Raw genomic sequence first — 25,436 nt, 5'->3', positions numbered from 1 at the left:
ATAGGAGTCAAAAATATTATCTCTTTAAAATCCAAGCACAGTTAACCATTTTAACAACTGCTCTTCTCGCACCTTCAAATCATCGTTTCTATACTTACCCATCTGTATTTCGCTAACAATTTCTCCGTCCACCATAAAAAGAACTCTTTCTGTTTTAGCTGCTACCTTTACGTCATGAGTAACTAGCAAAATTGTAGTTCCCATACGGTTTATATTTGCTAAAATATCCATTACTTCTTCTGTCGCTTTTAAATTCAAAGCACCCGTTGGTTCGTCAGCAAAAATAATATTAGGTTTATTTATGAGTGCTCTACAAATAGATACCCTTTGTAATTCTCCTCCTGATGCTTCAGTTATATTATTAGTTGCAATTTGACTAATTCCCGTTTTCTTCATCAATTCAAGTGCACGTTTATTTATTATTTTCCTGCTCTCAACTTTTGCTAAATACGCAGGCAAAACTATATTATCAAAAAGATTCAAATTTCTAAGAAGATTGCTCTGTTGAAAAATAAATCCCATTTCGCTGAGTCGTAATTTTGCTAACACTTCTTCTTTCATACATGTTATTTCTTTACTATCAACTTTCACACTTCCTGATGACATTTGATCCATTCCGCTAATATTATATAGTAACGTCGATTTCCCTGAACCAGAAGGTCCCATGACCGATATAAACTCTCCCTCATAAATCTCTAAATTTATATTTTTTAACATATGGCAAGTTTTATTTCCATCCATTGCGTATTTTTTATTTAATTGTTTTACTTCTAAAATTTTTTTCAAATTACACACCTCCTACTCCCCATTTAGCTTTAAATCATTTTTTTGTTTCACTGTAAAACTACTAAAAAGTGTTGCTACGGTCACAGATATAAATAAAATAGCTGGACATATTACATAAGAAATGATTGGATTAACAACAAACTTTATGTGAGCTGCTCCCATAAATGAACCTAACCAGCTTATTAGTGTTTCTCCAAACGTAGCAGCTATAAATGTCCCTGTTAAAATACCCACTAATACTATAGCAATAGAACGAGTAACATATTGTATACGAATATCTTTGTAGGAAAAGCCGATACTTTTCATAATTAATATTTGCGAAGAATCTTTTACCAATAACATTTTAAAAAACATCGCAGTTATTAAAACCGATATCAATATAGCAATCAAAATTGCCACTTGTGTCACCAGTCTTAATTGTTTGATTGTCTCTCCTAAAGTTTGAGATAAATAATTATCCGTATCTGTTATTTTTGCAGAATTTAAATTTTGTTTATACTCCTTCACTTTTTCTTGTAGATTCACTTTGGGTTTCATATCTACATTTACTACGTACCATAATATATCTTCTTTATTGTAAGAAAAACTCGCTTTAGCTGTTTTTCCTCCATTCGTTACATCTTGATATATACCACTAATAGTTAGCATTTTCTCTTTTCCTTCTACAAATAAAACGATTTCATCCCCTATATTCTTTTTTAATTCATTTGCGTTCATATAAGAGAGAGCGATCTCATTTTCATTTTTTGGTGCCATACCTCTAACATATTCTATTGGAAATTGGGCGAAATCTCCCACTTCTACATTTAAATTTCCATTTGTACCATCAGCTTTCACCATTTTAAATGTACTCGTTACAAATGCTGCATATTTTTCTACCTCTTCATCGTTTCCGATATACGATATAACGTCATTAAACCGTTTTTCTATATTTTCAGATTGCTGTAAATCTATTCGCATATCACTCTTTCCTGTTCCCATATAATTAACAAATTGCGGTGACTGAATCGTGTACAAAAAGTTAACTGGTACAACAATCATGAACACTGCAATAATTAAAACGATACTTAATACTCGATATAACTTAAATCGTTTCACTACATCTTGTATACCAATAAATATATTTACATTTGTAATTTTAGTTTGATAGAGAGAAAAAATCTTCTAATCTTTCTTTTTCCTAGTTTATCTCTTGATCGTAAAGCGTCTATTGCTGTAATTCTCCTAAAATTCCGCAAAATGATGCGGCAAAAAAGGATAACGGCTAGAAATAACAATGTTGTGACTATCAATGGCACAAAATAATATAAAATACTTTTATTAGCTGTCCCCATATAAAGTGCGATGTTAGAGGTAAATATTTTTGTAACAAATAACGAAAGGATATATCCACATATACATCCGATAGCGGAAATAACAACATATTTTCTTACATATAGTTTTTGAATATCTTTACTTTGAATGCCGATAGCTTTCATAACACCAATTTCCCGATAATCTTCTTCCATTGAAGTAATAATCGTAAATCTAATACATAAAATCGCGATTAGCATTAATAATGCACTTATTATGATAAGTACTGCAGCTATTATTCCATCTGTTAATGAATTGAGTGTTTTAAAGAGTGAATACGTAATAGAGGGACCTTTTTGAGGTAAGTTTGATGACTGGTATAAAGTTTCAAATTCATTTATTTTAGTTAAATCTGTTAGCTGGAATTCAATAAGATATTCACTTTCTCCAAAATTCCCCTTTATTCTTTCGAAGTCTTCATCGCTTATTACAAATCGTTTTGAACTAACAAGTGATGGGTTCATTTGAACATCACGAACAAATGCCGAAATAGTAAATTCTAGCTCATTATTATTTTTAACAACCCAAATTTTATCTCCAATACGCAAATTATATTTTTGCATATAATAAATTGGTACACTTATTTCCCCTTTCCTAACATCGATCAATTCATTATTTAAATCTAATAAAAAGTCAAAAATAGTATTTTGCTTAACGAAGCTAATGTCCATTACACTATTATGTTCCGCTTGATTTTTCTTCTTTATAAAAATGTTAGATCCGCCTATTTGAACCATCTCTGCTGTTTGTTGTTTTTTTACAAAAGGAGTTTGCGCTACAAATGAATCAATTGACTTTTGGTTTATTTCTCCGGCATGCATTTGTACGAAGTGCGGTGCGTTTGATACTTTAAACAATTGATCCGTTGAGTTCAATAGATTTATAACGTTACTTGAAGCACTTGCGATTAAAAGACTTGATAACATGATAAACATAAATAGAATGGTAATTATCATTTTATTTTGAGAGAAATCTCTTTTTAACATTCTCCTAATCATATGGAGCTAGTTCCCTTCATTCCATAATATTTTCTTCGTCACCATCGCTATTATTATCATTATGAAACTAATAACTAATATAGGTAAATAAATTTTCATACTGAATCCTTCAAACATAAAACCATAAATGACTTGCCCAATTGGTGCCATACATTGAGATACCGCTGTTATAATTGCCATTACTTTTCCTAGGTTTTCATTTGGTGTTTTCTTTTGGACTACAGTAATCACATAGATGGATACAATTGTCACGATCATTGCAATTAGAATAGAAGAAAGTATAAAGAGGATAAATGGTGGATAGTATCCTAAATTAAGAATAACTGGCGTAACTGATAGTGCCATTGGTAGTACTAATAAAGCTATTAAAAGCATCCAGTAATACAATGTTTTCATCTGTAGCTTTTTCGCAAAAAAACCTATCGATAATGCACCTAAAATAGTAGCAAAATCGATCAATCCCATTCCAATTCCATATAACGTGTCGCTACTTTCCATTGTTACTCGTATAATAATTGGAGCGCCAACAACAAATAGCGGTGTAAGTATTAAATTTAGTAATGCAGCTAAAAGCATAGATTTCAAAATAAATGGTTGTTTTAAAACATATATAAATCCTTCTTTCATATCCTTTACAATTGTCGGTATTATATGGCTTTCTCGTGCTCTTTTTATAAAAGGTATTTTAATAAACATTTCTAAAATCGCAGATAAAAAGAAAGCAAGACAACTTATTATTACAAGCATTTTCAAACCAATTATGCCGTACAATATTCCTCCAAATACAGGAGCAACTATATTTGACAATGATTGCACACCATTTACGATACCGTTCGCTTGCTCTAACTTATTCTCTGGAACTAATTGCGGAATACTCGCCATTACAACAGGTGAATACATTGCACTAACGACTGCTAGTAAAAACATAATTGTTCCAATCAATATAATAGATACAGGTCCAGTAAATAACAAAACTATAAAGCTTAATACAATCGCAGCGTTGATGAAGTCAAAAATAACCATTAAATCACGGCGATTGAAACGATCTGCTATCGCTCCGCCGAGAGGAGCTAGTAAAAACGGAATACTCGTTACCGCATATAATCCTGCGAATATATCAGCACGCCCTGTTATATCTAGCACATATAATGACAGGGCAAAACGTAAAAGTGTTGAACCTAAAATAGTAATAATTTGTCCACTCACCATTAAGTGAAAATCTTTCATCGAAGACCTTATACTAGCTGACATCCTTATCACACCTTTCATTCGATTCAGACCGACTGTCGGTCGATAATATCCAAACAGAAAATTACTATTTCTGTTTGATTAAAACCTCCACCATGTAATCAAAGGCTCCCTCTTTCGCTCCAACAGATGCTTCCATCATTTTGATATAAGCTTTAGCCCTCCTCATCATTTCTTCCGGCTTCCACTGGAATAAACCCTCATCAAATATGACTTGTGCTGAAGAGAGTAATAATTCAATCGTTTCTTGTGGGTATGGAGTAGAAAATATGCCTTCAGCGATTCCTTGTTCTAAAATCTCTGCTAAAACAGGAGATAAATGAATAATTGATTGTACTATACTTTTTTGATGCATTTCCGCATTATTTGGCTGATGAAATTGTTCAATCATTTTATCTTTTACATCTCCTGATTTTGGTGATTGTTCCATTAAAACTCGAAATAACTTATCCAAAACTGGGATATTAGGGTTAGAGACAATTGCTTTCGCTTTAGCAACATCCGCTTTAATAATCCTCATAATAATTTCATCCATTACTTCTTCTTTCGACTTAAAATAATGATAAAACGTCCCCTTTGCTATACCAATCTCTTTTAAAATGTCATTTACTGTAGTTTTCGTATACCCTTTTGTAACAAACAAACGTTCAGCAGTTTCTAAAATTTCATTTCTACGTTCCCCATATTCTTTTACGATCCTCATTCATGTACTCCTTCCTATGGACCGACTGTCGGTTTATTTAAAGTATATGTTTAGTATGTGAAAAGTTTCCTGTTATCGTACATATACAACAACCTACTTTATATTTCCTTTATGAATTTTAAAATTTATTTTTAATACGGTGAATGAAATTTTAAAGGTTGTTTCTATGTAATCACCCTTGTACTTATATCGACTTCGTTGTATAAAAACAAAAAAGAGCCGCAACACTTTGCGACTCTTTTTGAATAATAACTATTTAACGGCCACGTCTTTGCTGACCTTGTTTTGTACTACTTTTCTTATTACTTGGCTTATTAAATGATCGATTGTTATCATTTCTAGAACTATTTCTTGAATCGTTTCTTGGACCACCTTTTGAACCACTTCTTGAACCTTCACGGCTATCTCTTTGACGATATTGACCTGATTTCTTTGGAGCCGGCTTTTGTACCGGTTTTCCATTTTCATCTACATTTTTTATCATCGGTTGTTCGATTATTTGTCTTTGTATTGGTGCACCAAGCGTTTTTTCAATTTCTTCTAAATGTTTTTCATCTTTCGCTGCAACGAACGTAATTGCAAGACCTGATCCACCTGCACGTCCTGTTCGGCCAATACGGTGAATATAACTTTCTACATCTTCAGGGATATCAAAGTTAAATACGTGCGTTACACCATCTACATCAAGTCCACGAGCTGCTACATCCGTTGCGATTAAGTACTGAATTTTAGCTTCGCGGAAACTCTTCATAACTCTTTCGCGTTTCGCTTGAGGTATATCACCATGAAGTTCAGCACAATTATAACCTAGTCCTTTTAAATTATCATAAAGCTTACTTGCTCTAACCTTTGTACGACAGAAAATAACTGCTAAAAATGGCTGATCACGATCCATAACAAAACGAAGTGCATCTGGCTTTGCACGATCTGTCGTCTCAATGACACGCTGCTCAATTGTATCTACCGTTACTTCTTCACTTTGTACTTGAATCATTTGCGGCTCTTCCATATAACGTTTCGCCAATTTTTTAATATCTTTTGGCATCGTTGCTGAGAATAACATCGTTTGTTTACTATCAGGTGTCTCATCTAAAATATCTTCAATATCATATAAGAATCCGAAATAAAGCATTTGATCCGCTTCATCTAGTACAATTGTTGAAAGATTACTTAAATCAATTGTTTCACGACGTATATGATCTAATAATCGTCCTGGTGTCGCAACAACTATATGTGTATTACCTTTTAATTTTCTTAATTGTTGTGCTACATCTTGTCCGCCATATATCGCTAGTACATTAATATCTTCTCTTTGAACAAGCATTTTTTTAATTTCAGTTGTAATTTGCAGTGCTAGTTCCCTTGTTGGTGCAACAATTAAAGCCTGAACATCACTAGACTCTGGATCGATTTTTTCTAAAATCGGTAACACGAATGCTAACGTTTTACCCGTTCCTGTTTTCGCCTGCCCAATAATATCTTTACCTGACATAATAACAGGAATTGCCTTCTCCTGAATCGGTGTTGCTTCTGTAATTCCATTTTCACGTAATGTATGATTAAAAGTTTCACTAATTCCTAATTCTAAAAAGTTTTTCAAATAGACCACTTCTTTTCCTTATTTTTCACATTAGCTTTCATTGTACCATTTGTTTCGCCAAATATGAAAAATAAAAAAATTCTTATCTTCTTTTTTTATATTCATCCTGTACTAGATGAACAAATTCTTTTTGTTTTTTCTCGGAATTTATTATTGCTTCCATATTTGTAGAATTCAAAATATACTTCTTGATTTTCCTATTACTCCAAATTAAACTTGTATACTTTGTATCTTCGTGTAACTTTCGAAACCACTCAAATTCGCTTAATTTGGCAATATGGTGTTTTAATTTCATGTCATTTCGAGGATAAAATAAAATAACATTTGCTATTACATCAAATAATGAGTCCAAGTTATTCCCTCCTATAACTTCTTTAATGAAGATATTAAAGGAATGTTAAAAATCATTGTTTCACCAATTCAAAATAAATTACACCAATATGTACATCAAGGAACTAAGTTCTACAATTTAATATGTAATACGAAAGCATTATATAACCTTCATTTTGATTTAGCATATGAGCTTATCTTTTAGAAAGAAGGTTTGCAATATAGAATGGAAAAATCCTAATAGTGCATTAGAGATATTTATTATTTTTCATTATAGTTTTTATAGCCTTACCATATCAATTTGGGAATTTTGTCCGTTTAGAAAACCATTTAGATACATTTAGCCATATATTGTACGCCAATAATATAGTAGTAAGAAATTTACAAATGAAAGATATAGAAAGAGTAAGGTGGCATGGTTAATTACTCATGAAGGTATAGTGCGTTAGATGAATAAATAGGCTTCATTTGCAATAACATAGTATGTTTTCCCTTTACTGCTGTGTGCTTTGTACTGTGGCGAACCATTGACACTCACTTTTGCATCAATCATAAATCCCTGCATCTACAGAACCAGCTCCATCTTTATATTTCCAAGATGGATCATCCTAGAAACGTAGATTGTCCACTTTGAAAACAATACGTTTTCAAGGTGGACAAATAAACTGTGCTTTTCTTATCGAGTAGCAACAGATACTTCTGAAAGAAATAGACTACATCGTAATAGGGGTTATATTCACAGCTGTAATTTTACAAGTTGAAATTGCAAACCTAACGGTTGTAGTTGGATTTATAGGTAATGTCCCTAGTACTATCCCAAGTCCTGTTTGTTCCACGCTAAAATCTGCTGCAATAGAACCATTACTTGCTAAAAGACTTACTGTAGATCCGATAAACGCATCCAGTAATTGTCTAATTGGTCGTTCACGACATTCACACTCGCATCCTACATCAGTAGGTGGAAGTAATGTAATAGGTGGTCCTGGTGGTAAAAAACCTACCCCTGTTACATCAGATATATTGACCACAAAGGTTGTGGTGCCATCTGTAACTGTAACTAAAAAATCATTCACAGAAGTGATAGTAAATAGAAAGAAAAGCGGGGGCGTGTTGGGTGTGTCTGCAATAGTGCCAAGAATAACAGTTTCTCCAATAAGTTGTTGTAAAACGCTTTGCATAGGTAAAACACAGCAATCACAAAGACAACCTTCAGTTCCTCCTGTTGGACCCGTTACTCCCGTTGGACCCGTTACTCCTGTTGGACCCGTTACTCCTGTTGGACCCGTTACTCCTGTTGGACCCGTTACTCCTGTTGGACCCGTTACTCCTGTTGGACCCGTTACTCCTGTTGGACCCGTTACTCCCGTTGGACCCGTTACTCCTGTTGGACCCGTTACTCCCGTTGGGCCTGTCCCTCCTGTTGGACCTGTGGGTAAAGTAAATGGTGGGATTGGGGGAAGTGTAGGGCCAATTAAATTTGGATTTAATGCATTAGCTTGAAGTATCCCATTTATCTTTTGTATTTCATTTTTATCAAACACATAACTACCTCCTATGAGTGTACTATACTGTAGTAATACAGTTACAAATACATAAACTTCATTGATCGTAATATAATATGTTTTCCCTATACTATTGTGCACCTTAAATTGTACTGAACCTTCCATATTTAACTTCCTAAAAATTGTAAACGCCTCACCTACATCTACAAAACCATCCACGTCTTTATCCTGCCAAGATCGAGCATCATAGAAACGTAGAATGTTAACTTTAGAAACAACACGCTTTCCTACAATAGAAGAATCTACTGTACTTTTCTTACTAAACTTCACATAGGATGGATTGTTCTTAATCCATTGCTCTCCACCAAGGTTTAACCAACCAGGCTTTTCGCCCCATTCAACATAAGCTTCTGATTTATTTAGTTGACGAATCTTAGAATAGCTTGTGTCTGGTCCTTTACGTAAATTAACGTTGTAGCCTTCAATATAAGCTATACCATCGGTTACAGCTGTTGGTACTTCTGTTGGTTTAGGTGGCTTTCAGGTACAGAAACATCCACACTAGAATTATTGTATGCGCGTTGTACATCAGCACGGGATTGAGCTCCTGATCCCCCATGAGATTTTAAATAATCAAGTTGATCTTCATAATCTGTACCGCCAAGATATTTAATCACATCGTAGTGAATCCACAATCCTTTTCCTACAGATAACTTGTTATCTTTTAAGATTTCCGCTAAAAGTTTTACGTATTTTTCATATGAACGCTCGAGCTTTGTATGGTCTGCTGTTTCACATAACTCTACATGTACAAATCGTTTATTAGCAGCAGGTCCACCGCCATATGCAATGTATTTTATATTAGCGATTTGGATTGTTTCATCTCAATCAACAGCATATTGAACAAATGCGTTTCTTCATGTACGAGATTCATACTTTTGAATATTTCAGAAGTCGCTGTACTATGAGCTACTACGCCCTCATAAACACCTACGCCAAAACGATATGATTGTTTTGGTAAATTAGGGATAAAAAACGTTCTATCAGCAAAAATACTTGTAGCAAATGAACCAGCAAGTACTAGAATCATAAGGAACGAGGTAATTAGCTATATTAAAACCAGCTAAAATTGGAATGAATGTAAGTGATTGATTATTTATATCCTTAATTCCTTTCAATATTATTGTTGTATTCGGATTCATATACGCTATAAACAATCTAATAATTATTGTCAAGATAGCTGATATTAAGAAATCAAAAGTTTTTTCTGCCTTCGTTGCAGAACGCAAATAATTCATTGAAACCTCTATCGGAAACTTATTTGCTTTCCAAAACAGATTTTCTCTTCATCCATCTCCATATTCGTATCCGCTTAACAAGCATTGTTTTATTTTGAACAGGTATTCGCTTATAAATATCGAAATATACAATAAGAAAAAACAATAAAATTGATTATTCTTTCGCTTCTTTGTCCATCCTTTTAAAAAATCTATTTTTTGGAAAAGGAGTGTTTATATGGAGAAACAGACACTTTGGAAAAAATTCAAAAAAAGCTCAGTAAACCTCGGTAAATCCAGCGTATATGAAAGTATTATTTTATTTTACACAATGAAAAAGAAAGAGTTACCTACTAAAGCGAAACTCATTATATTAGCCGCTTTATCCTATTACGTATTAACAATCGATTTCATTCCAGATATAGCTGCTATTATTGGGATTGGCTTATTAGATGATGTTTTAGCAATCGCTGTAGCGCATAAATATGTTATGCGACATGCGGATGCTGAAATTCGAGAGAAGAGCAAAGTAAAAATGGAGTCATTATTTACTTCAGCACACATTTAACGAAGAAAGATAGGCTCTTACTTGTCTTTTCTCACTGCCTAACCATCATCTATAGCTTTTAAACAAATGATTTGAACAGTGTTAATACAGAAAAAAGAACTAAAATAATCTTTTAGTTCTTTTTTGTCAACTCAATTTATTTTTGAACAATAGTTAAAAGAGCCTATTTTAATTTACCAACTAAAACAGGCTCTTTACTAATTTAAATTTACAAGATCATCATCATTTTACGCTATACTTTGCTACTTCAACAACATTTCTCTTTCATCGCTTTCATCATAGACATAGTAGTCTTCATCATTTCATCACATTCATTCATTTTCACCATCATTGCCTTATCCATTTCTACATCCATTTGCATCATGTTATTCATCATCATTTTCATACACTTCATTTCACACATCATTTTTTCCATAGACATCATCATGTTTGTTGTTTCTACCATCATAGTTTTTTCCATATTAACATCCCCCTAGAATTTTTATGTTACAAGTATAAAAATTCCTTTTCGTTTTTCTAAAACCTTCTTAGTTTACCTCATACAAATATTTATCAATATATTTCCCTCTCAATTCGTCATTGATTAACTTTATTTATTGTCACGCTGAAACGTAAATATAATAAAAAGCATCTTATTATAGATGCTTCCTTGTCTAACAATTAAATTATTAACACTATGAAACTCCATTTGTTTCGTAAACATAGGGTAAATCTATTATTTTTATAAAATTCATAAATCCAACTATAACGTATTACAGTTTCATTCATATACTGTAGTAGATCACTAGAAAGGAGGCGTATATATGGAAAGTTGTATTGTGTTCGTAAACGGCCAACCTTTTTTAGTACTCACAGTTGCTGGCATCGAAATTGCTAGATTGGAAATTACTCTTCAAGTAGCACTAGCTTTGAGAGTTCTCGGTATTCCAATCTGTGGGTAATTCATTTAAGTAAGTTTAAAAGAGAGCTTTCGCTCTCTTTTAAACTCTTGTCAAAAAATGCACTTCTATACACTTAGCAAGTGTGACTCATAGCCTTGTAGAAATTATATAATAAATATACAAGCATTTACGTTAAAAGAACTTTCTTTAACACACACATCTGCAAACAATTTAACATCCTCTTCATATCACGTTCTTTATAGTGATTCAGACATGCTATTTGAATCCAGTTATTCTTTTGTAAATATGCTGATTCATAATGAACAATATATCCTTGTAATGCTAATGCATCACCTACTGCCTTAGAACACTGCCCTTCGTTTAATTGAATGGTAAGAACAATTTGAGCGGCATGATCTTTAGGTGAAACAAGCTTTAAACCCATAGTATTAATAGCTTGTTCAATATAAGCATACGCCTCTTTTATTTTTTCAAATGCCTCTTCATCTTCAAGTCGCTTCAATGCTTCTTGCAATGCATAAATTAAATTCCATGAATGGGAGTATGGGATACTTTCATTTTCTTCGTACATACCAATGTCCATATAAGCAGGTACTGCCTCGTTTACTTTTACAATGTGGTTATGAAAAACGAAAGATAATCCTGTATATGATTTAATCGCTTTTCCGCTAACACCACTTGCAAAATATACATCCTTCAAATTTATTGGTATTGCTCCAATTGAGCTTATACAATCTACACATAGTTTCATTTGATATTTTTTACAAAGAATGTTTAGTTCTTCTAAATTATTTAACATTCCAGTTGATGTTTCATGGTGAACAAACCAAAGCCATTCATAATTTCCAGTTGCCATTATTTTTTCTAATTCTGTATAAAGAAACGGCTCTGCCATTTCTTTTTTATGCGTATCATAATGTAATTGCGCACGTGTTGCATGTCCCACTAACCTATTTCCAAATTCCCCATTTGTTAAAACTAGTCCTTTCCCTTTTAAAGAATTCAACTGTAAAGCAATGGCATCATTCGCTAACGTCCCTGTTCCTAACATTATTTGCACACGTTTTGCTTTTGTTATTTGCAGTAAACGTTTTTTTACATTTTCCATTGTCACTTGAAATGACTTAGAACGATGCGAAATAGGCTTAGTAGAAAATGCCTTTCGAACATTTTCTTCAATATCCACTGGACCAGGTAAAAACGTATATTCTTTCGTCATAATCCCCCCAACACTCGACTCTTCAAACATAGCTGGGGTAACATACATTGGCTGGAAGGCTGCTTCTTCAGTACCAACTAACGTATGGAAAGATTTGAATCCCATTTGCTCATATAAAGGTAGTTCACGTGTTGTAGCCGAAATGAGTGCCAATTCATATCCATTTAGCAGCAAATAACGATGTAAAAAGCGAATTAAACCTAACAATGCTCTTCCATTTCGATATTCACGTTCTACTGAAAGTAAACGAATTTCATATACATTTTCTCCATGTTCTTGCAAATAAAAATCTAGATTTGGAATTTTATAATCTAACGAGAATGGTCGTTTTCCTCGCAATGCAACCATACCTACTAACTTATCGTCATCTAAACAAATTAAATATGTATTTTCTTCATGGAAACGATATATACGAACACGATCTTTCGTTTCTTCATGTTGCGGAATTTCTTCTACAAATGTTTTATAATTCAATTTTTGTATACTTTCAAATTCCCAAGCTTGATCAGCAACTTTATAAATTAACCCCATGTTGTATCTCCTTTATGTATTTAATAAAAATTATAAGTGGAGATTAACTCCACTTATTAAAAGTTCATTTCATTCTCGATTTACATATAAAATAAGTACAATGATAAGTGCACTTAAAATAGTCGTAACAATAGAGTAAGAATACAAAATCATGCAAACTGGTAAACAAGCGATTGTAATTAGTCCGGGCTTAGTAAATCCTTTAAAGATTAAATAAAATATAATGAAAACAGCAATAAGAGTAAGCGCTATCAAATAATCAAATGCAATTAAACCTCCAATAAATGTTGAAATGCCTTTTCCGCCCTTGCCTTTAAATAAAATTGGGTAAATATGTCCAAGTATAACAGCCAGTAAAGCTAACATTACAAATGTAGAATCTTCGAAAAGGTATTTTGCAATAGAAACTACGATTGCCCCTTTGATCGCATCACCTAAAAATGTAGCGACGAAAGACCCTTTTCCATATACGCGCCCCATATTTCTTGCGCCAGGATTACCACTTCCTTCTTCACGAATATCAACATTATGTTTCCATTTCGTTACTATATAAGCGGTCAATATGTTTCCAAATAAATAAGAAGCCACCAAATACAAAAATTGCATACTATTAATCATGTAATCATTCACTTTCTACATGGGAGTACTTATACAATATTCAATGACTATGTATATTGTACTTTTTCTTGCTTTACATCCCTTTGTATATTTTAACATCATATTTTTACAAATCATACAAAAATTCTCATACTTCTATTTTATAAAATATACACCCTTCATTAAATGATATGTTCCTTTCACTGCCATTTCTGATGGTGACACGAATATAACTTCTCCCATACTTTTCTCACAGCATTTCTTAAATTCAGCATATATTTCAGGTACTGAACACAATATACTACCACTAACTGCAATTAAAGGTGATAAATCAAACTGCATCTTGTTGTAAATATTCACCGTAATTATCGTTAATTCCTTAGCCGCTTGCAGAATAATTTTATGTGCATCATCATTCCCATTCCTCGCTTCCTCTATAATTAATGGTGCAATTGCTGCAACTTTATCTTTTGAAGAACTATATACTAGTCTTTTTATATGAGATGATGTTAAAAGTCGAAACTCGTCTTGAATCCTTAAGCTTAATGGACAAAGTCTAACTCCTTGATCAAATTGATTTGCCATTCTCTTTAAACCTTGTAACGCAATCCAATAACCGCTTCCCTCATCCCCTAAAATATGTCCCCATCCACCGCTATACTCGTACACTTCGTCTTTCTTTCCTATACAAATTGCACCTGTACCACCTATAGTTAATATTCCATTCTTACCTTTTAAAGCAGCTGCATGTGCAATCATTGCGTCATTAAAAACTTCAATTTTCGTTTCATATTTCTTTATTAATCGTAATGTTAATTCATTTGTATTCGCTCCACTTATACCCGCTAACCCTAAACAAATACAAACGCAGTGCCCATCTATTAAAGCTTTCTTGCATTGATCGATCGCCTCCATAATATGCAAAACTGCTTTTTCATAATCTATTAATATATTTCCAAACCCACTCGTACCTCTTACAACTTCGTTTCCGTCTTGATCAAATGCAATTGCTTCTGTCTTCGTGCCCCCACCATCTACTCCAATCATATACTTCATATGTTCGCCTCATTTTCATCATCTTATTGGAGGGAATGTTATATTCCCTAAAACTACAGATTGCTTTGCACCTGTTGCGCTTGGCACATTACTCGGATTACGATGATGCGTTTCGTTTGCTAATATCGCAAAGGCGATTGCTTCTTTCGCCTCTGAAGAATAGCCTATATCTTCTTGAATGAATATCGCGCACTTTTCTTCCTTCAATCCATTTCGTATCATTTCAACAAGTGTACGATTATAACTGCCCCCACCACCTAAAATTACTTCATCGATTTCATAATACGGCAGAATAAACTCCTTATAATGATGAACAATTGAACTTGCTGTAAACATCGTGACAGTCTTCAAAAGATTTTCTTTACCATGCTTTTCAAACCGCTTCAATAATTCACTTACAAACTCTTCTCCAAACTGTTCTCTACCAGTTGATTTCGGTGGATTCATTTTCAAAAATGGATGGTTCATACAATATGTCAAAATTTCATCTACAACTACTCCTTGTTTTGCAATCCTACCATTTTGATCATATGGCAACTGAAATAATCTTTGACATACATCATCGATTACCATATTTCCTGGGCCAGTATCAAAAGCAATAACGCTCTTATCACTTAGATGACTTGGTATTACTGTAACATTACCGATTCCGCCAATATTTTGTAGTAATCTATTTTTAGTTTGATGACGATACAAAATGACCTCTGAATATGGCACAAGTGGTGCACCTTGTCCCCCTGCTGCCATATCCATCGTTCGAAAATTAGAGATAACCGTAGTGTTCGTTTCATATGCTATAACTGCTGGTTCTCCAATTTGCAATGTCGAAGAAATACTCTTGCCTTCTTGCTTTGGCTGATGATAAATCGTTTGTCCGTGAGAACCAATTACATCTAATTGTCCCAAAGGAAAATTGGCCTCTTTACAAACTTCCTTTACAGCATTGGCGAAGCATAAACCGAGTTTGAAATTTAAACTGCATATGAGTTGTACATTTGAATTTTCTATTGATAATGCCTGCTGGATCTCATTTTTCATATCATTACTAAATGGCACAGTAGTAAAATGGATGAGTTCAACTTTAGAACCTACACCGCTTCCTTCTATATGAACGAGTGCTACATCTATTCCATCTAATGAAGTACCGGACATAATCCCTGCAATATACATAGCATGCATGACCTCCCCTTTACTAAAAAACAATCATGTAAGTTACAAACGTACAACCGATCGAAAATAATATAAATCTATAAAATAACTGAGCTTTTGATGCAAACGATCCATCAATAAAAGAAACAACTACTGTAAGCAAAATACTTGCCGCAATGCTTGTAACGAGCCATATACTATGCATTTGTGATAGATGTAGCATTCTTAATAAAGGTACGAAAAGGAAATTCGCACATATCACTCCAAATAATAATAAGAATACACCTTTATAACTAAATTTTATATTCATTCCATTTCACCCTCTCTGGACTTCATGTGAAAGAAGTGATAGACAAAATGCCTATCACTCAAAAATAAAATATTAAACTTACGGATTAACAGATTCCCCATCACCATTTTTCTCAATTTCAAGCATGTTTTTGTCGTACATTTTAAAGAATGGTAAATAAATAAGGAATGATATTGTTATGTTTATAAATACGAGTACAATCGCTCTCCAATCCCCACCTGTTGCTAAATATGCACCAATTGGAGCTGGTAATGTCCACGGCGGCATAATATGTGTTGGCGTTACAAATCCCATCGCAGTTGCTGAATATGCAACAGTTGCTGTTACGAGTGGTGTAATGATAAACGGGATAATTAAAATTGGATTTAGTACAATCGGTAATCCGAAAATAACAGGTTCATTAATATTAAAAATACCAGGAACAATACAAGTTCTTGATAATGCTTTCGAATATTTTGATCGACCAAATACAATCATAGCTAATACAAGCCCTAACGTCGCACCAGAACCGCCAATCCATATAAACCATTGGTATAACGGCTCTGGTGATATGAATGGTAACTGATCTGCTCCACTAGCAACTGCTTCACCATTTTTCCCTAAGTATACTTCCCATAATGGCCGAGCAACAGTTCCAACAACCGACACACCATGGATTCCGAATGACCAAAAAAATGTAATTAAAAACACTGGAATGATTACACCGAAGTAACTATCACCAGCTTTTACTAACGGTGCCGCTAATTTATCAACTACATGATGTAAATCAATACTAAAAACGACAGTTACTAAACTCATTAAAATAATAACGAATGCAGCAGGTATAAGTGCTTCAAACGAACGTGAAACAGACGGCGGTACTTGTTCTGGCATTTTAATCATTACATTTTTTGTCTTACAAAATCTTAAAATCTCAACTGATAAAATAGAAACAATCATTGTCACGAATAATCCATGACCTCCGAGATTTGTCATCGGAAGCATAAACCCTTTTTTATCAATTAATTCAGGCGTTAATGTTAATAGTAATGAACATACTGCAAGCTGTGCTCCTGATAAAGCATCTAGCTTATAACTTTTCGCTAAATTATACCCTATTCCAAATGCTATATATAAAGACATAATAAACATCGTTAAACGATATGGTATTAATATACTTGTTTGATTTTTTAATGCCCAAACAGATATGAAACAATCTTTCGGTAATGGTGGAAATGCTACGATTAAAAAGAAACTTCCTACAATAATAAATGGTAACGCTGAAATAACTCCATCACGGATTGCTTGTAAATGCCTCTGTTCAGAAAGCCTTGCCATCGGTCCAGATAAGTTTCTATCAAGAAACGTGACAAATTTATTCATAACGCTTCCCCCTAACTAATTAAATCATTTACAGTTTTTAATAAAGTCGGTCCGCCAAGCGGCGTGTATGCTTGTGGCGGTATGATACCGCACGGGATAGATTCCTCTTCTGCGAATTTTTTAACAGAGTCAAATCTATGTCTTACTTGAGGTGCAACCATTACAACGTCCCAGCCATTCTTTACTTCTTCCTCTATCTCACTTGTTCCAATGGCATGGACTTCCATGTTTACACCTTTTTTCTCCGCCTCTTTTTTTAAAGCGTTTACAACAATTGCGCTGGACATTCCTCCAGAACAAACGAATAAAACTTTCATTATTGAATCCTCCTATACTTATAAATTGTTTCTTTCAAATGAAAGAAAGTTTCACTTTACTAACAAGCATATGAAGAAATGAAACGATTTAGTTATACTGAAAGTAAATTTCACTAAAAATATTTTTCCTATTAAATTAATGTTTCAATATTTATTTTTCTCAATTGCAGGGCCAACCTAACATCATATATTATTTTAAATAATCGTATAATAGGGAGGCGTATAAATGATTATGAAACGTTTAGTAATGATGTGCTATATCGTCATCTTGTTTACTCCTTTCTCTTTCATTTCCCCTCACTCTACTTATGCTGAAGTAAATACTACTTACAAAAAACATGAATTACGCGCTGTATGGCTAGCATCTGTTCTCAATATTGATTGGCCTTCAAAAACTGGCTTACCTATTGAAAAGCAGAAACAAGAATTTATAAGACTATTAGACGATGTAAAAAACACTGGTATGAATGCAGTCGTTGTACAAATTAAACCGACTGCTGATGCTTTCTATCCTTCAAATTACGGTCCTTGGTCTGAATACATTACGGGTACACAAGGAAAAGACCCTGGATACGACCCGCTCGCATTTATGATTGAAGAAGCACATAAAAGAAATATAGAATTCCACGCATGGATTAATCCATACCGAATAACGATGAATCACACTGATATAAATCGATTATCAAATAATCACCCTGCAAGACAACATCCCGATTGGGTTGTACCTTACGGCGGGAAGCTATATTACAACCCTGGTATTCCAGATGTGAAAAACTTTATAACGGAAGGCGCTTTAGAAATCGTAAAAAATTATGATGTTGATGCAATTCATATGGACGATTATTTTTACCCTTATAAAGTAGTTGGCGAAGAATTTCCTGATCAAAAAACATATAAAACGTATAATAATGGTCAGTTTTCAAACATAGAAGATTGGCGACGTAACAATGTAAATGAGCTTGTAAGGGGATTAAACATTGCTATTAAACAAGAAAAATCATATGTAAAGTTTGGTATAAGTCCATTTGGTGTTTGGAGAAATATTGCTGACGATTCCACCGGCTCTAACACAACTGCCGGACAAAGAAACTATGATGATTTATATGCAGACACAAGAGAATGGATACAAAAAGGCTATATTGACTACATCACACCTCAAATATATTGGAATATAGGTTTCACACCTGCTGCATATGATATATTAGTAGATTGGTGGGTAAAAGAAACAAATAACAAACCGATTCACCTATACATCGGTCAAGCGGCCTATAAAATTAATAACAACTCTGTCCCTGCTTGGTCTGATCCTGAAGAATATCCAAAGCAAATCGCTTTAAATCGTCAATATCCTGAAATAAAAGGTAGCATGCATTTCAGCTTAAAAGATATAAATAACAACCCACTAGAAATTAAAGATAGACTCTCAAAAGACATATATAAACATCCTGCATTAATCCCATCCATGCCTTGGCTTGATCATGATCCGCCAAAACAACCTACTTTAAAAGGTGCCATTCCAAGAGATGAAGGTATTGCCGTAGGAATAATTGACAATAGAGATAATGACTCTTCTTATTACGCCATTTACCGTGTGAATGGAAAAAATGAAGTGGATATACAAAACCCAAAACATTTACTTACTACTGTAAGAAAAACAAAACTTGGAGAAATTTACGTAGATAAAACGGCTATTTCTGGAGAAACGTATACGTATGTGGTAACTGCAGTTGATCGATTGCATAATGAAAGCATTCCTTCTAGTTTTACTACCGTTAAGGCAAAATAAAATCTCAAAAAAAACGCCTTAAAGCTGAGAAATACTTAGCTTTTAAGGCGCCTTTTTTATTTATTCTTAAACTTCTCAGTCGCTGCTCTCATCTTCACATTCAAATCATGATCAATGGAGTCGCGAATATCACGCTCTACTACTTCCATTTCTTTTTGGAAATTTTGCAAGTATATTTTTAGTTCTTCTTCTTTTTCAGGACGTTGTGATGGTGGTAATTGTACCACTAATGATAACATCGCTGTTAAATCTTTCATTAAGAACGTTTCAAGTTTATGTTGTTGTTCAAACATGCGTTGTTCTTGATAGTACGGCAATGCATTTAATACTGAAATTGTAATGTCATCAACCGTTCTTTGTAGTGAAGGATTAATCGAGCGTTTATATGCTTGAATTGTATTTAATGCATCTGGATATCGATCATAGAAATACAATTTATAAAACGATAAGTCTGTCGGTTTTACAGTTTGCTGCGTTTCTTGTCTTAAGAAATCTTTCACTTTCATTGTTGCAATATCAATATCTTCATTTGTAAGCTTTTTCGTTGTTTTTGCCATTACATGCACTTTTTTCTGTTTTTCTTTCGGTAACATTGAAAATACTTGTTCTCTCGTACGTTGACCTGATGTACAGAAAAGAGTATTCAATGTATGTTGTTCTTTCTTTCCTTCCGTACGAATCCAGCGATAAAAGAGTGGATGTTGCGTAAACTCTTGTAAAAAAGGTGTCGATTTGTTTGATAATTTCTCAATGGAATCTTGTGCTCTCTTATATGGTTTCGTCCATGAAAAATAAAGTTTACGTCCGAAGTATACAACTAAAACAACGACAGTAAATGCGATTAAAAGTAATGATCCTAATAGTAATAATACTCCTTGAATGAAACTCATTTTTTCACCTCCTCTAAAAGTCTGTTATTTCCTTGGACGCTGAATGAGTTTCTGCTTCATCTCATCATTAAATGTATCTAGTTCAATTACAAATTTCTTACTAGACTCAATAATACGTTCTGACGATTTCTCAGATGCTTCAATAGCGGCAAATACATTTTGGAATGATTCACGTAATTTATCCATGCTAATTGCAGGATTTTCAAGGAGTTTTGTTGTTTCTTCTGTATTTTGTTTTAATGCTTGAGAATTGCTTAATACCATTGATTCAATCGCTTCATTTGTCGCATTAACTGCATCAATTGTTTTACGTTGATTTGTTAATGCGAGCTGAATTGCAGCTGAAACCGTTATAACGTTTTGCGTCATCGTAATTGCATTACGAATTGCCTCTGATAGCTTTTCATTATTTTTCTTAATGATGTCTACAGATGCGATAGATTGTAATAATACACTTTTTGCTTGTTGCATATTACGAGTACGCACAAGTATCTTTTCTAATGCATCATTTATTAACGGAATATCCCTTTGACGTTCTGGATTTTGTTTCTCAGCTTCAAGCATACCAGCAAGTTTTCTTCCTAAGTATACTTGTTTATCAAGAGCGTGAATTTTATCGTGTGATTGCTCTTTTAACATTTCAAGACCAACCGTATCCTCTTGCAAGTTATCACGGCCAATGAGAAGTGATCTTATAATCTCCTCGATTTGCTTATCTATAGATTGATATTTATGCACGTAATTTTCAAGCGGATTTTTCTTAAACACTTTAAACATAAGTTTCTTCATACCAGTTGCTTTTAATGAGTTTGGATCAAGTTCTGATACCACTTTTCGTAATTCTAACAATGTATTTGGAATTTCTTCATTCTTTCCATTCATCATCGCTGTCACAGGACGTTTTAAAGCTGATAGCGTTTGTCCTGCCGCTTGCTGCTCTTTATCCCCTAAGTCTCCAAGCTGCGACAATACTTTTGATAAATCTGTATTTTGCTCGCTATTTAACTTTTGTACATAAAGATCTGCTTCTTTATTCAGTTCTTCAAGTTCTGCATCTTTTATTACTGTATCCACTACTACTTCTACATTATTATCTTTCACAATCGATACAGGTTCTTTTTTCTCGAGTTCAGTCAACAAAATCGCTCCTTTATTTATATGTGCGAATTTATGTGCACTATATTTCATCTAATATATCGTATTTCATATACATTTTTGCTTGCTTGAAATCGATTTTTCAAGAAATACCTGCTTATGCAGTCATTCCCTGTTTCATAGTATAAGTATACCTGTTCTCGTCATTATTTTCCTCAGACTTAAGACCTAGAGAACAACATACTGAAGACGGATTCTTCATAGCTTACCTTACTTATCACCACTGACTATTAATTTGAAATTCCATTTAGTTACCTTCTTAAATTCATACAATGCTCTATCTTTTGACATATACTATCTTTCAATGTGATAATTATATTAGGTCCACTTCTAATTATTCTTCCGCGCAACAAATGCTCCCTTTTGAAAAGCTAATAACACGGTTTCAAACGTAACGTCTTCTTCAATCATCTTTATAAATCCAGCTAATTCCCCCGCATGAGAAGTTGCATTATCAATTACAAGAAAACCTTTTGGCTCTAAAATACGTTTTATATGTTCCCACCACCACATGTATTGCGTGCGCTCTGAATCTAGGAAAATAAAATCAAATGAACGATCTACTTGCGAATCTAAAAATGCCCCAGCCTCTTGATTATGAATATCGATTCTCTGTGTAAGATTTGCCCTTTCAAAATTTCCAAGTGCCTCTCCAACCCGTTCTGAAGAAAGTTCTACAGTTATAACATTTCCATTTGTTTCTTCTACCGCATTTGCTAGCCACAATGTAGAATAGCCATTTGAAGTTCCAATTTCTAAAATTTTTTTTGCATTGCACCCCTTTACTAATACTAATAAAAACTGCCCCATTTCACGAGAAATATTTCTTAATTTTTCTTCTCTTTTTTCTTTATGTCGATCATGCTCTTCTCCATATTGTTCAAGTTGCAATAATAATGAATCTAGAGTATTCATTTTCTCCATCGCCTTTCCAAGCAATATGATGAAAAAGTACATGATGCCCGTCTACTTTTCATTATATGCGAAATGCACACCTTTTTCCTGTTATACGACAAAGAATTAAAATTTTTTATAGCATATTGTTTCGTTTTTTGGTAAAGTTAATTTCTACGTGCAATTATTTAATTCACATTATTTTACAATCAGTTTTCAATTATAAGATAATCTAAACCCCATTTAAATGAATCGGTATTTCTAATTCAACTAAGCGCCCTTTTCGGACGCATTTTCTTTTGTTTATATATTTCTGTAAGAAAGGATGCTTACACATGAACGTGATTAACTTAGATGCTGCTAGAAGACGTAAACAGCATAAAAAACTAATGATAACTATACCGATTATTAAACGCATTTATGAAGAAGACGGGGAAATTAAATTCGAGGTAGCCGGCGAAAAAGATGTACCTCTTGAAATGTTAGAAAAATAAAAAAAGACGCACTTCTAAAGAAATGCGTCTTTTTTTATACTGTTACATTTAAGTGCATAAGTTTTTCAGGATTAACCATCATATAAATGTTTGAAATTTTCTCATCCTCAAATATGAATGAAAGTACATACGTCACTTTATTATTTATTGTAACTATAACGCCTGGTGCACCATTTACTATTTTGAAATCAACACTATACTTTTCTGGCAATCGTTTTGCAATTCCAAAGAACAAACGTATAATTTTATCTGCAGAATAAATCGGATTAATTGCAGTTGTAACTTTACCACCACCATCTGCTTTAAATATCGCATCTGTTTTTAATACTTCTAACATGCCTTGCGTATCCCCACGCTGTAATGATGATACAAACTTTTCCACATAGGCAGCCATTTTCTTCGTACTTAATGTTGATTGCTTCGGCTTATCTAAAATACTTTTTCGTGCGCGTTGAAAGATCTTCCGGCAATTCACACTACTTTTATCAACAATTGAAGCTATTTCCTCGTAGTCATAACTGAAAACCTCTCTTAATATGAAAACAACCCTTTCTACCTCAGACAATTGTTGTAAAAGTAATAAATATGCCGTAGAAATTGATTCTTTCATTACAAATGACTCTGCTGGCTCATCAGACTCTTCCACAAATGGCTCTGGTAACCACATCCCTACATATACATTACGTTTATGCGCTGCCGAACGTAATGTATCAATTGAACGATTTGTCGCCATTTTACACAAATATGCTTTCATATTTTCTATAGATTGAACATCCTCTATATTATTTACCGCGATAAATACGTCATGAACGATATCTTCAGCGTCCATAACACTCCCAAGGATTCTATATGCTAATGAAAATAATAATGGTTGATACGCTTCATATAATTGCTCCGTTTCCATGATGAACTGCCTCACTTTCTAATTGCTTTAAAATGTGTAACGCTGCACGTTTCCCGCTTGCTACCGCAGCATCAGCTAATATTTCATCATGCCCAGCCCAATCTCCTGCAACGTAAACACCTGGCATTTCAGGTATATTAGGGCCTGGTTTTTCAACACGGTCAATATGAGGAAAATCATGTACTACCGTTATTTTCGGTAAATATTGCTTTGCAACAACTTCTCTTTTCCAATTAGGATGTAGCAATTCCATCGTATTTTCTAACTGTTCTTGATCATCATGAAAATGATTTATCTCAAGCATAGGATTATGGTACTTAATTAAACTCACTACAAGTGCTCCATCTTCACTTAATTTAGCTGCTCTTGATTGATTCGTAAAAAATATGGGTTGGTCTAACCCCAATGCAAAATGATGCAATGGATTCGGTAATCGTTTCAAACCAATATCTAACGCTGCCACAGTCACTTGTATTGATTGTTCACTCCATTTTTGCAAACTTGTTCCTTCTGCACCTTTTATTATTTTACAAGCTTCTTTAGGTGGAATCGTCACGACGACTGCATCAACTTCAAATACTTCATCATCCGAACAACGAATTTTTTGTACACCTTCACAATTTTCTACTTCCAATACATGCTTACTAGCCTGAAATTGCACCCCAACATTATTCGCTATATCTCTTAATTTTGTTATTATCGTCTCCCAGCCACCATCTACATAAAATACTCCTTCTTTCATAGAAAGCTGAATTTGCTTTAGTACTGATGATGCTAATTGCATTGTAGGAGCATATGTGTATGTCGTTGTTCGGCATAACGCATAAAACATATTTCGTACCATAGGATCCTGTATTTCTTTTTCTGCCCATACAGAAAGACTCATTTTTGGAATCATATTTATATCCAATTTCCCTAAATGAATCATAAGGCGAGAAAATTGTATTTTAGCTGACCATGAAAGTAACGGCGTTGATAAAATGGAGCGAAAATCCGTTGGGATAGTATATACGTCATCTTTCCATATTCCGTGTGCTTTCGTGGACGGCATTCCTCCCGTAAGATTCATACCAAGCTCGTTAAATGTTAAGAACGCTTCTCCTCCGCGGTATAAAGCGTGTGCTCCAAGGTTCATATATATGCCATTTTTATTTATTGTCATCGCTCTGCCACCAAAACGGCTTGATTTTTCTAATACAACAACTTTCCTTCCTTCTTTCGCTAAATATATAGATGCTGTTAACCCTGCAAGCCCCCCGCCAACAATTGCTACATCAAACTTTTTCATAATAAAATCCCTCCTTATCGTTCTACATACAAGACGAACGAATTAGGAGGGATGTGACATTCAGTTACACATAATTTATTTCTCCTAACCACTCCATTGCAGAATCAACTGTCAAACAGTGGCTTAAAACTAATTTATATTCCAGAAAGTGTTGGTGAACATTTTCAAAATAGTAACAGTGACAACTTCTACAAACAATCTTGTTTACATAATAATA

The 25,436-nt window shown here is 33.8% G+C and carries 24 protein-coding genes and 3 pseudogenes; 4 read left to right on the top strand and 23 right to left on the bottom strand.

Annotated features, from left to right (window positions below; genetic code table 11):
• Nucleotides 1–24: 24 nt before the first annotated feature.
• The 10 genes and pseudogenes from JFT95_RS10130 to JFT95_RS29995 all read right to left on the bottom strand — a co-directional run bounded on the left by JFT95_RS10130 (nt 25) and on the right by JFT95_RS29995 (nt 9,818).
• Nucleotides 25–786 carry an ABC transporter ATP-binding protein gene (locus tag JFT95_RS10130; protein WP_002127420.1) on the bottom strand — a complete coding sequence of 254 codons (762 nt, stop codon included), beginning with the start codon at nt 784–786 and terminating at the stop codon, nt 25–27.
• 12 nt (nt 787–798) lie between these two features.
• A pseudogene (locus JFT95_RS10125) lies at nt 799–3,137 on the bottom strand (ABC transporter permease).
• 6 nt (nt 3,138–3,143) lie between these two features.
• Complete coding sequence (locus JFT95_RS10120; protein WP_258169442.1) at nt 3,144–4,406, bottom strand: MFS transporter; 1,263 nt, start codon at nt 4,404–4,406, stop codon at nt 3,144–3,146.
• A gap of 46 nt (nt 4,407–4,452) precedes the next feature.
• Nucleotides 4,453–5,088 carry a TetR/AcrR family transcriptional regulator gene (locus JFT95_RS10115; RefSeq protein ID WP_002069302.1) on the bottom strand — a complete coding sequence of 212 codons (636 nt, stop codon included), beginning with the start codon at nt 5,086–5,088 and terminating at the stop codon, nt 4,453–4,455.
• Nucleotides 5,089–5,344: 256 nt separating this feature from the next.
• Nucleotides 5,345–6,697, bottom strand: coding sequence for a DEAD/DEAH box helicase (locus JFT95_RS10110; protein WP_201052114.1), 1,353 nt, complete (start codon nt 6,695–6,697; stop codon nt 5,345–5,347).
• A gap of 73 nt (nt 6,698–6,770) precedes the next feature.
• Nucleotides 6,771–7,040 carry a hypothetical protein gene (locus JFT95_RS10105; RefSeq protein WP_002127415.1) on the bottom strand — a complete coding sequence of 90 codons (270 nt, stop codon included), beginning with the start codon at nt 7,038–7,040 and terminating at the stop codon, nt 6,771–6,773.
• Between the two features lie 423 nt (nt 7,041–7,463).
• Nucleotides 7,464–7,665: pseudogene (locus JFT95_RS29515) on the bottom strand (N-acetylmuramoyl-L-alanine amidase); the annotation flags it as partial.
• A gap of 66 nt (nt 7,666–7,731) precedes the next feature.
• Complete coding sequence (locus tag JFT95_RS10100) at nt 7,732–8,559, bottom strand: exosporium leader peptide-containing protein (RefSeq protein WP_201053629.1); 828 nt, start codon at nt 8,557–8,559, stop codon at nt 7,732–7,734.
• A gap of 42 nt (nt 8,560–8,601) precedes the next feature.
• Nucleotides 8,602–9,610: pseudogene (locus tag JFT95_RS30000) on the bottom strand (N-acetylmuramoyl-L-alanine amidase); the annotation flags it as partial.
• On the bottom strand, nt 9,564–9,818 hold the full coding sequence (locus JFT95_RS29995) for a hypothetical protein (RefSeq protein WP_002127412.1): 255 nt from the start codon (nt 9,816–9,818) through the stop codon (nt 9,564–9,566). The pseudogene JFT95_RS30000 and the gene JFT95_RS29995, both read right to left, overlap by 47 nt.
• A gap of 217 nt (nt 9,819–10,035) precedes the next feature.
• On the opposite strand from JFT95_RS29995, the gene JFT95_RS10090 reads away from it, so the two are divergent.
• Entirely contained in the window at nt 10,036–10,365 is a 330-nt protein-coding gene (locus tag JFT95_RS10090; RefSeq protein WP_002127411.1) for a YkvA family protein, read from the top strand.
• A gap of 247 nt (nt 10,366–10,612) precedes the next feature.
• Here the strand turns inward: JFT95_RS10090 and JFT95_RS10085 are convergent, their stop codons facing one another.
• On the bottom strand, nt 10,613–10,825 hold the full coding sequence (locus JFT95_RS10085; RefSeq protein ID WP_000416118.1) for a hypothetical protein: 213 nt from the start codon (nt 10,823–10,825) through the stop codon (nt 10,613–10,615).
• Nucleotides 10,826–11,168: 343 nt separating this feature from the next.
• Between JFT95_RS10085 and JFT95_RS10080 the strand changes: the two genes are divergently transcribed.
• On the top strand, nt 11,169–11,306 hold the full coding sequence (locus JFT95_RS10080; protein ID WP_002127410.1) for a DUF3956 domain-containing protein: 138 nt from the start codon (nt 11,169–11,171) through the stop codon (nt 11,304–11,306).
• 127 nt (nt 11,307–11,433) lie between these two features.
• On the opposite strand, the gene JFT95_RS10075 is transcribed toward JFT95_RS10080, so the two are convergent.
• From JFT95_RS10075 to JFT95_RS10045, 7 genes are all read right to left on the bottom strand, one after another.
• Complete coding sequence (locus JFT95_RS10075; RefSeq protein ID WP_201052113.1) at nt 11,434–13,017, bottom strand: aminotransferase class V-fold PLP-dependent enzyme; 1,584 nt, start codon at nt 13,015–13,017, stop codon at nt 11,434–11,436.
• Between the two features lie 69 nt (nt 13,018–13,086).
• Nucleotides 13,087–13,635 (bottom strand): glycerol-3-phosphate 1-O-acyltransferase PlsY, encoded by a 549-nt coding sequence (plsY, locus tag JFT95_RS10070; protein WP_002127407.1) that lies wholly within the window; start codon nt 13,633–13,635, stop codon nt 13,087–13,089.
• A gap of 135 nt (nt 13,636–13,770) precedes the next feature.
• Nucleotides 13,771–14,670, bottom strand: a complete 900-nt coding sequence (locus JFT95_RS10065; protein WP_002127406.1) for a BadF/BadG/BcrA/BcrD ATPase family protein — start codon at nt 14,668–14,670, stop codon at nt 13,771–13,773.
• An 18-nt stretch (nt 14,671–14,688) separates the two neighbouring features.
• Nucleotides 14,689–15,840, bottom strand: a complete 1,152-nt coding sequence (gene anmK, locus JFT95_RS10060; protein WP_201053626.1) for an anhydro-N-acetylmuramic acid kinase AnmK — start codon at nt 15,838–15,840, stop codon at nt 14,689–14,691.
• Between the two features lie 22 nt (nt 15,841–15,862).
• Nucleotides 15,863–16,129, bottom strand: a complete 267-nt coding sequence (locus JFT95_RS10055; protein ID WP_016126936.1) for a hypothetical protein — start codon at nt 16,127–16,129, stop codon at nt 15,863–15,865.
• Between the two features lie 78 nt (nt 16,130–16,207).
• Nucleotides 16,208–17,491: a PTS sugar transporter subunit IIC gene (locus JFT95_RS10050; RefSeq protein WP_201052112.1), complete on the bottom strand. Its 1,284-nt coding sequence runs from the start codon at nt 17,489–17,491 to the stop codon at nt 16,208–16,210.
• Nucleotides 17,492–17,502: 11 nt separating this feature from the next.
• Complete coding sequence (locus JFT95_RS10045) at nt 17,503–17,808, bottom strand: PTS sugar transporter subunit IIB (RefSeq protein ID WP_000865895.1); 306 nt, start codon at nt 17,806–17,808, stop codon at nt 17,503–17,505.
• A 226-nt stretch (nt 17,809–18,034) separates the two neighbouring features.
• Here JFT95_RS10045 and JFT95_RS10040 point away from each other — a divergent pair, with 226 nt between their 5' ends.
• Nucleotides 18,035–19,594, top strand: coding sequence for a glycoside hydrolase family 10-like protein (locus JFT95_RS10040; protein WP_201052111.1), 1,560 nt, complete (start codon nt 18,035–18,037; stop codon nt 19,592–19,594).
• 56 nt (nt 19,595–19,650) lie between these two features.
• Here JFT95_RS10040 and JFT95_RS10035 read toward each other — a convergent pair whose 3' ends face one another.
• From JFT95_RS10035 to JFT95_RS10025, 3 genes are all read right to left on the bottom strand, one after another.
• A complete protein-coding gene (locus tag JFT95_RS10035; protein WP_149190499.1) occupies nt 19,651–20,484 on the bottom strand; it encodes a DUF3974 domain-containing protein in 834 nt (277 codons plus the stop codon).
• Nucleotides 20,485–20,508: 24 nt separating this feature from the next.
• Nucleotides 20,509–21,621 carry a toxic anion resistance protein gene (locus JFT95_RS10030; RefSeq protein ID WP_002085564.1) on the bottom strand — a complete coding sequence of 371 codons (1,113 nt, stop codon included), beginning with the start codon at nt 21,619–21,621 and terminating at the stop codon, nt 20,509–20,511.
• A gap of 348 nt (nt 21,622–21,969) precedes the next feature.
• Nucleotides 21,970–22,563, bottom strand: coding sequence for an O-methyltransferase (locus JFT95_RS10025; protein ID WP_201053624.1), 594 nt, complete (start codon nt 22,561–22,563; stop codon nt 21,970–21,972).
• Nucleotides 22,564–22,868: 305 nt separating this feature from the next.
• Between JFT95_RS10025 and JFT95_RS10020 the strand changes: the two genes are divergently transcribed.
• The gene (locus JFT95_RS10020) at nt 22,869–23,027 is read left to right on the top strand and encodes a hypothetical protein (RefSeq protein WP_002085567.1); all 159 of its coding nucleotides are present in this window, start codon (nt 22,869–22,871) and stop codon (nt 23,025–23,027) included.
• A 34-nt stretch (nt 23,028–23,061) separates the two neighbouring features.
• Here the strand turns inward: JFT95_RS10020 and JFT95_RS10015 are convergent, their stop codons facing one another.
• Nucleotides 23,062–23,931: a sigma-70 family RNA polymerase sigma factor gene (locus JFT95_RS10015; RefSeq protein ID WP_002127376.1), complete on the bottom strand. Its 870-nt coding sequence runs from the start codon at nt 23,929–23,931 to the stop codon at nt 23,062–23,064.
• Nucleotides 23,909–25,219: a phytoene desaturase family protein gene (locus JFT95_RS10010; protein WP_050001356.1), complete on the bottom strand. Its 1,311-nt coding sequence runs from the start codon at nt 25,217–25,219 to the stop codon at nt 23,909–23,911. Before JFT95_RS10010 ends, JFT95_RS10015 begins: the two co-directional genes overlap by 23 nt.
• Nucleotides 25,220–25,436 lie beyond the last annotated feature (217 nt).

Origin of the sequence: Bacillus sp. TH17 (genome assembly GCF_016651125.1) — a bacterium.
Taxonomy (GTDB): Bacteria; Bacillota; Bacilli; order Bacillales; family Bacillaceae_G; genus Bacillus_A; species Bacillus_A mycoides.
Note: the sequence above shows the minus strand (reverse complement) of the source record. Positions and strands in the feature narration are given on the sequence as shown.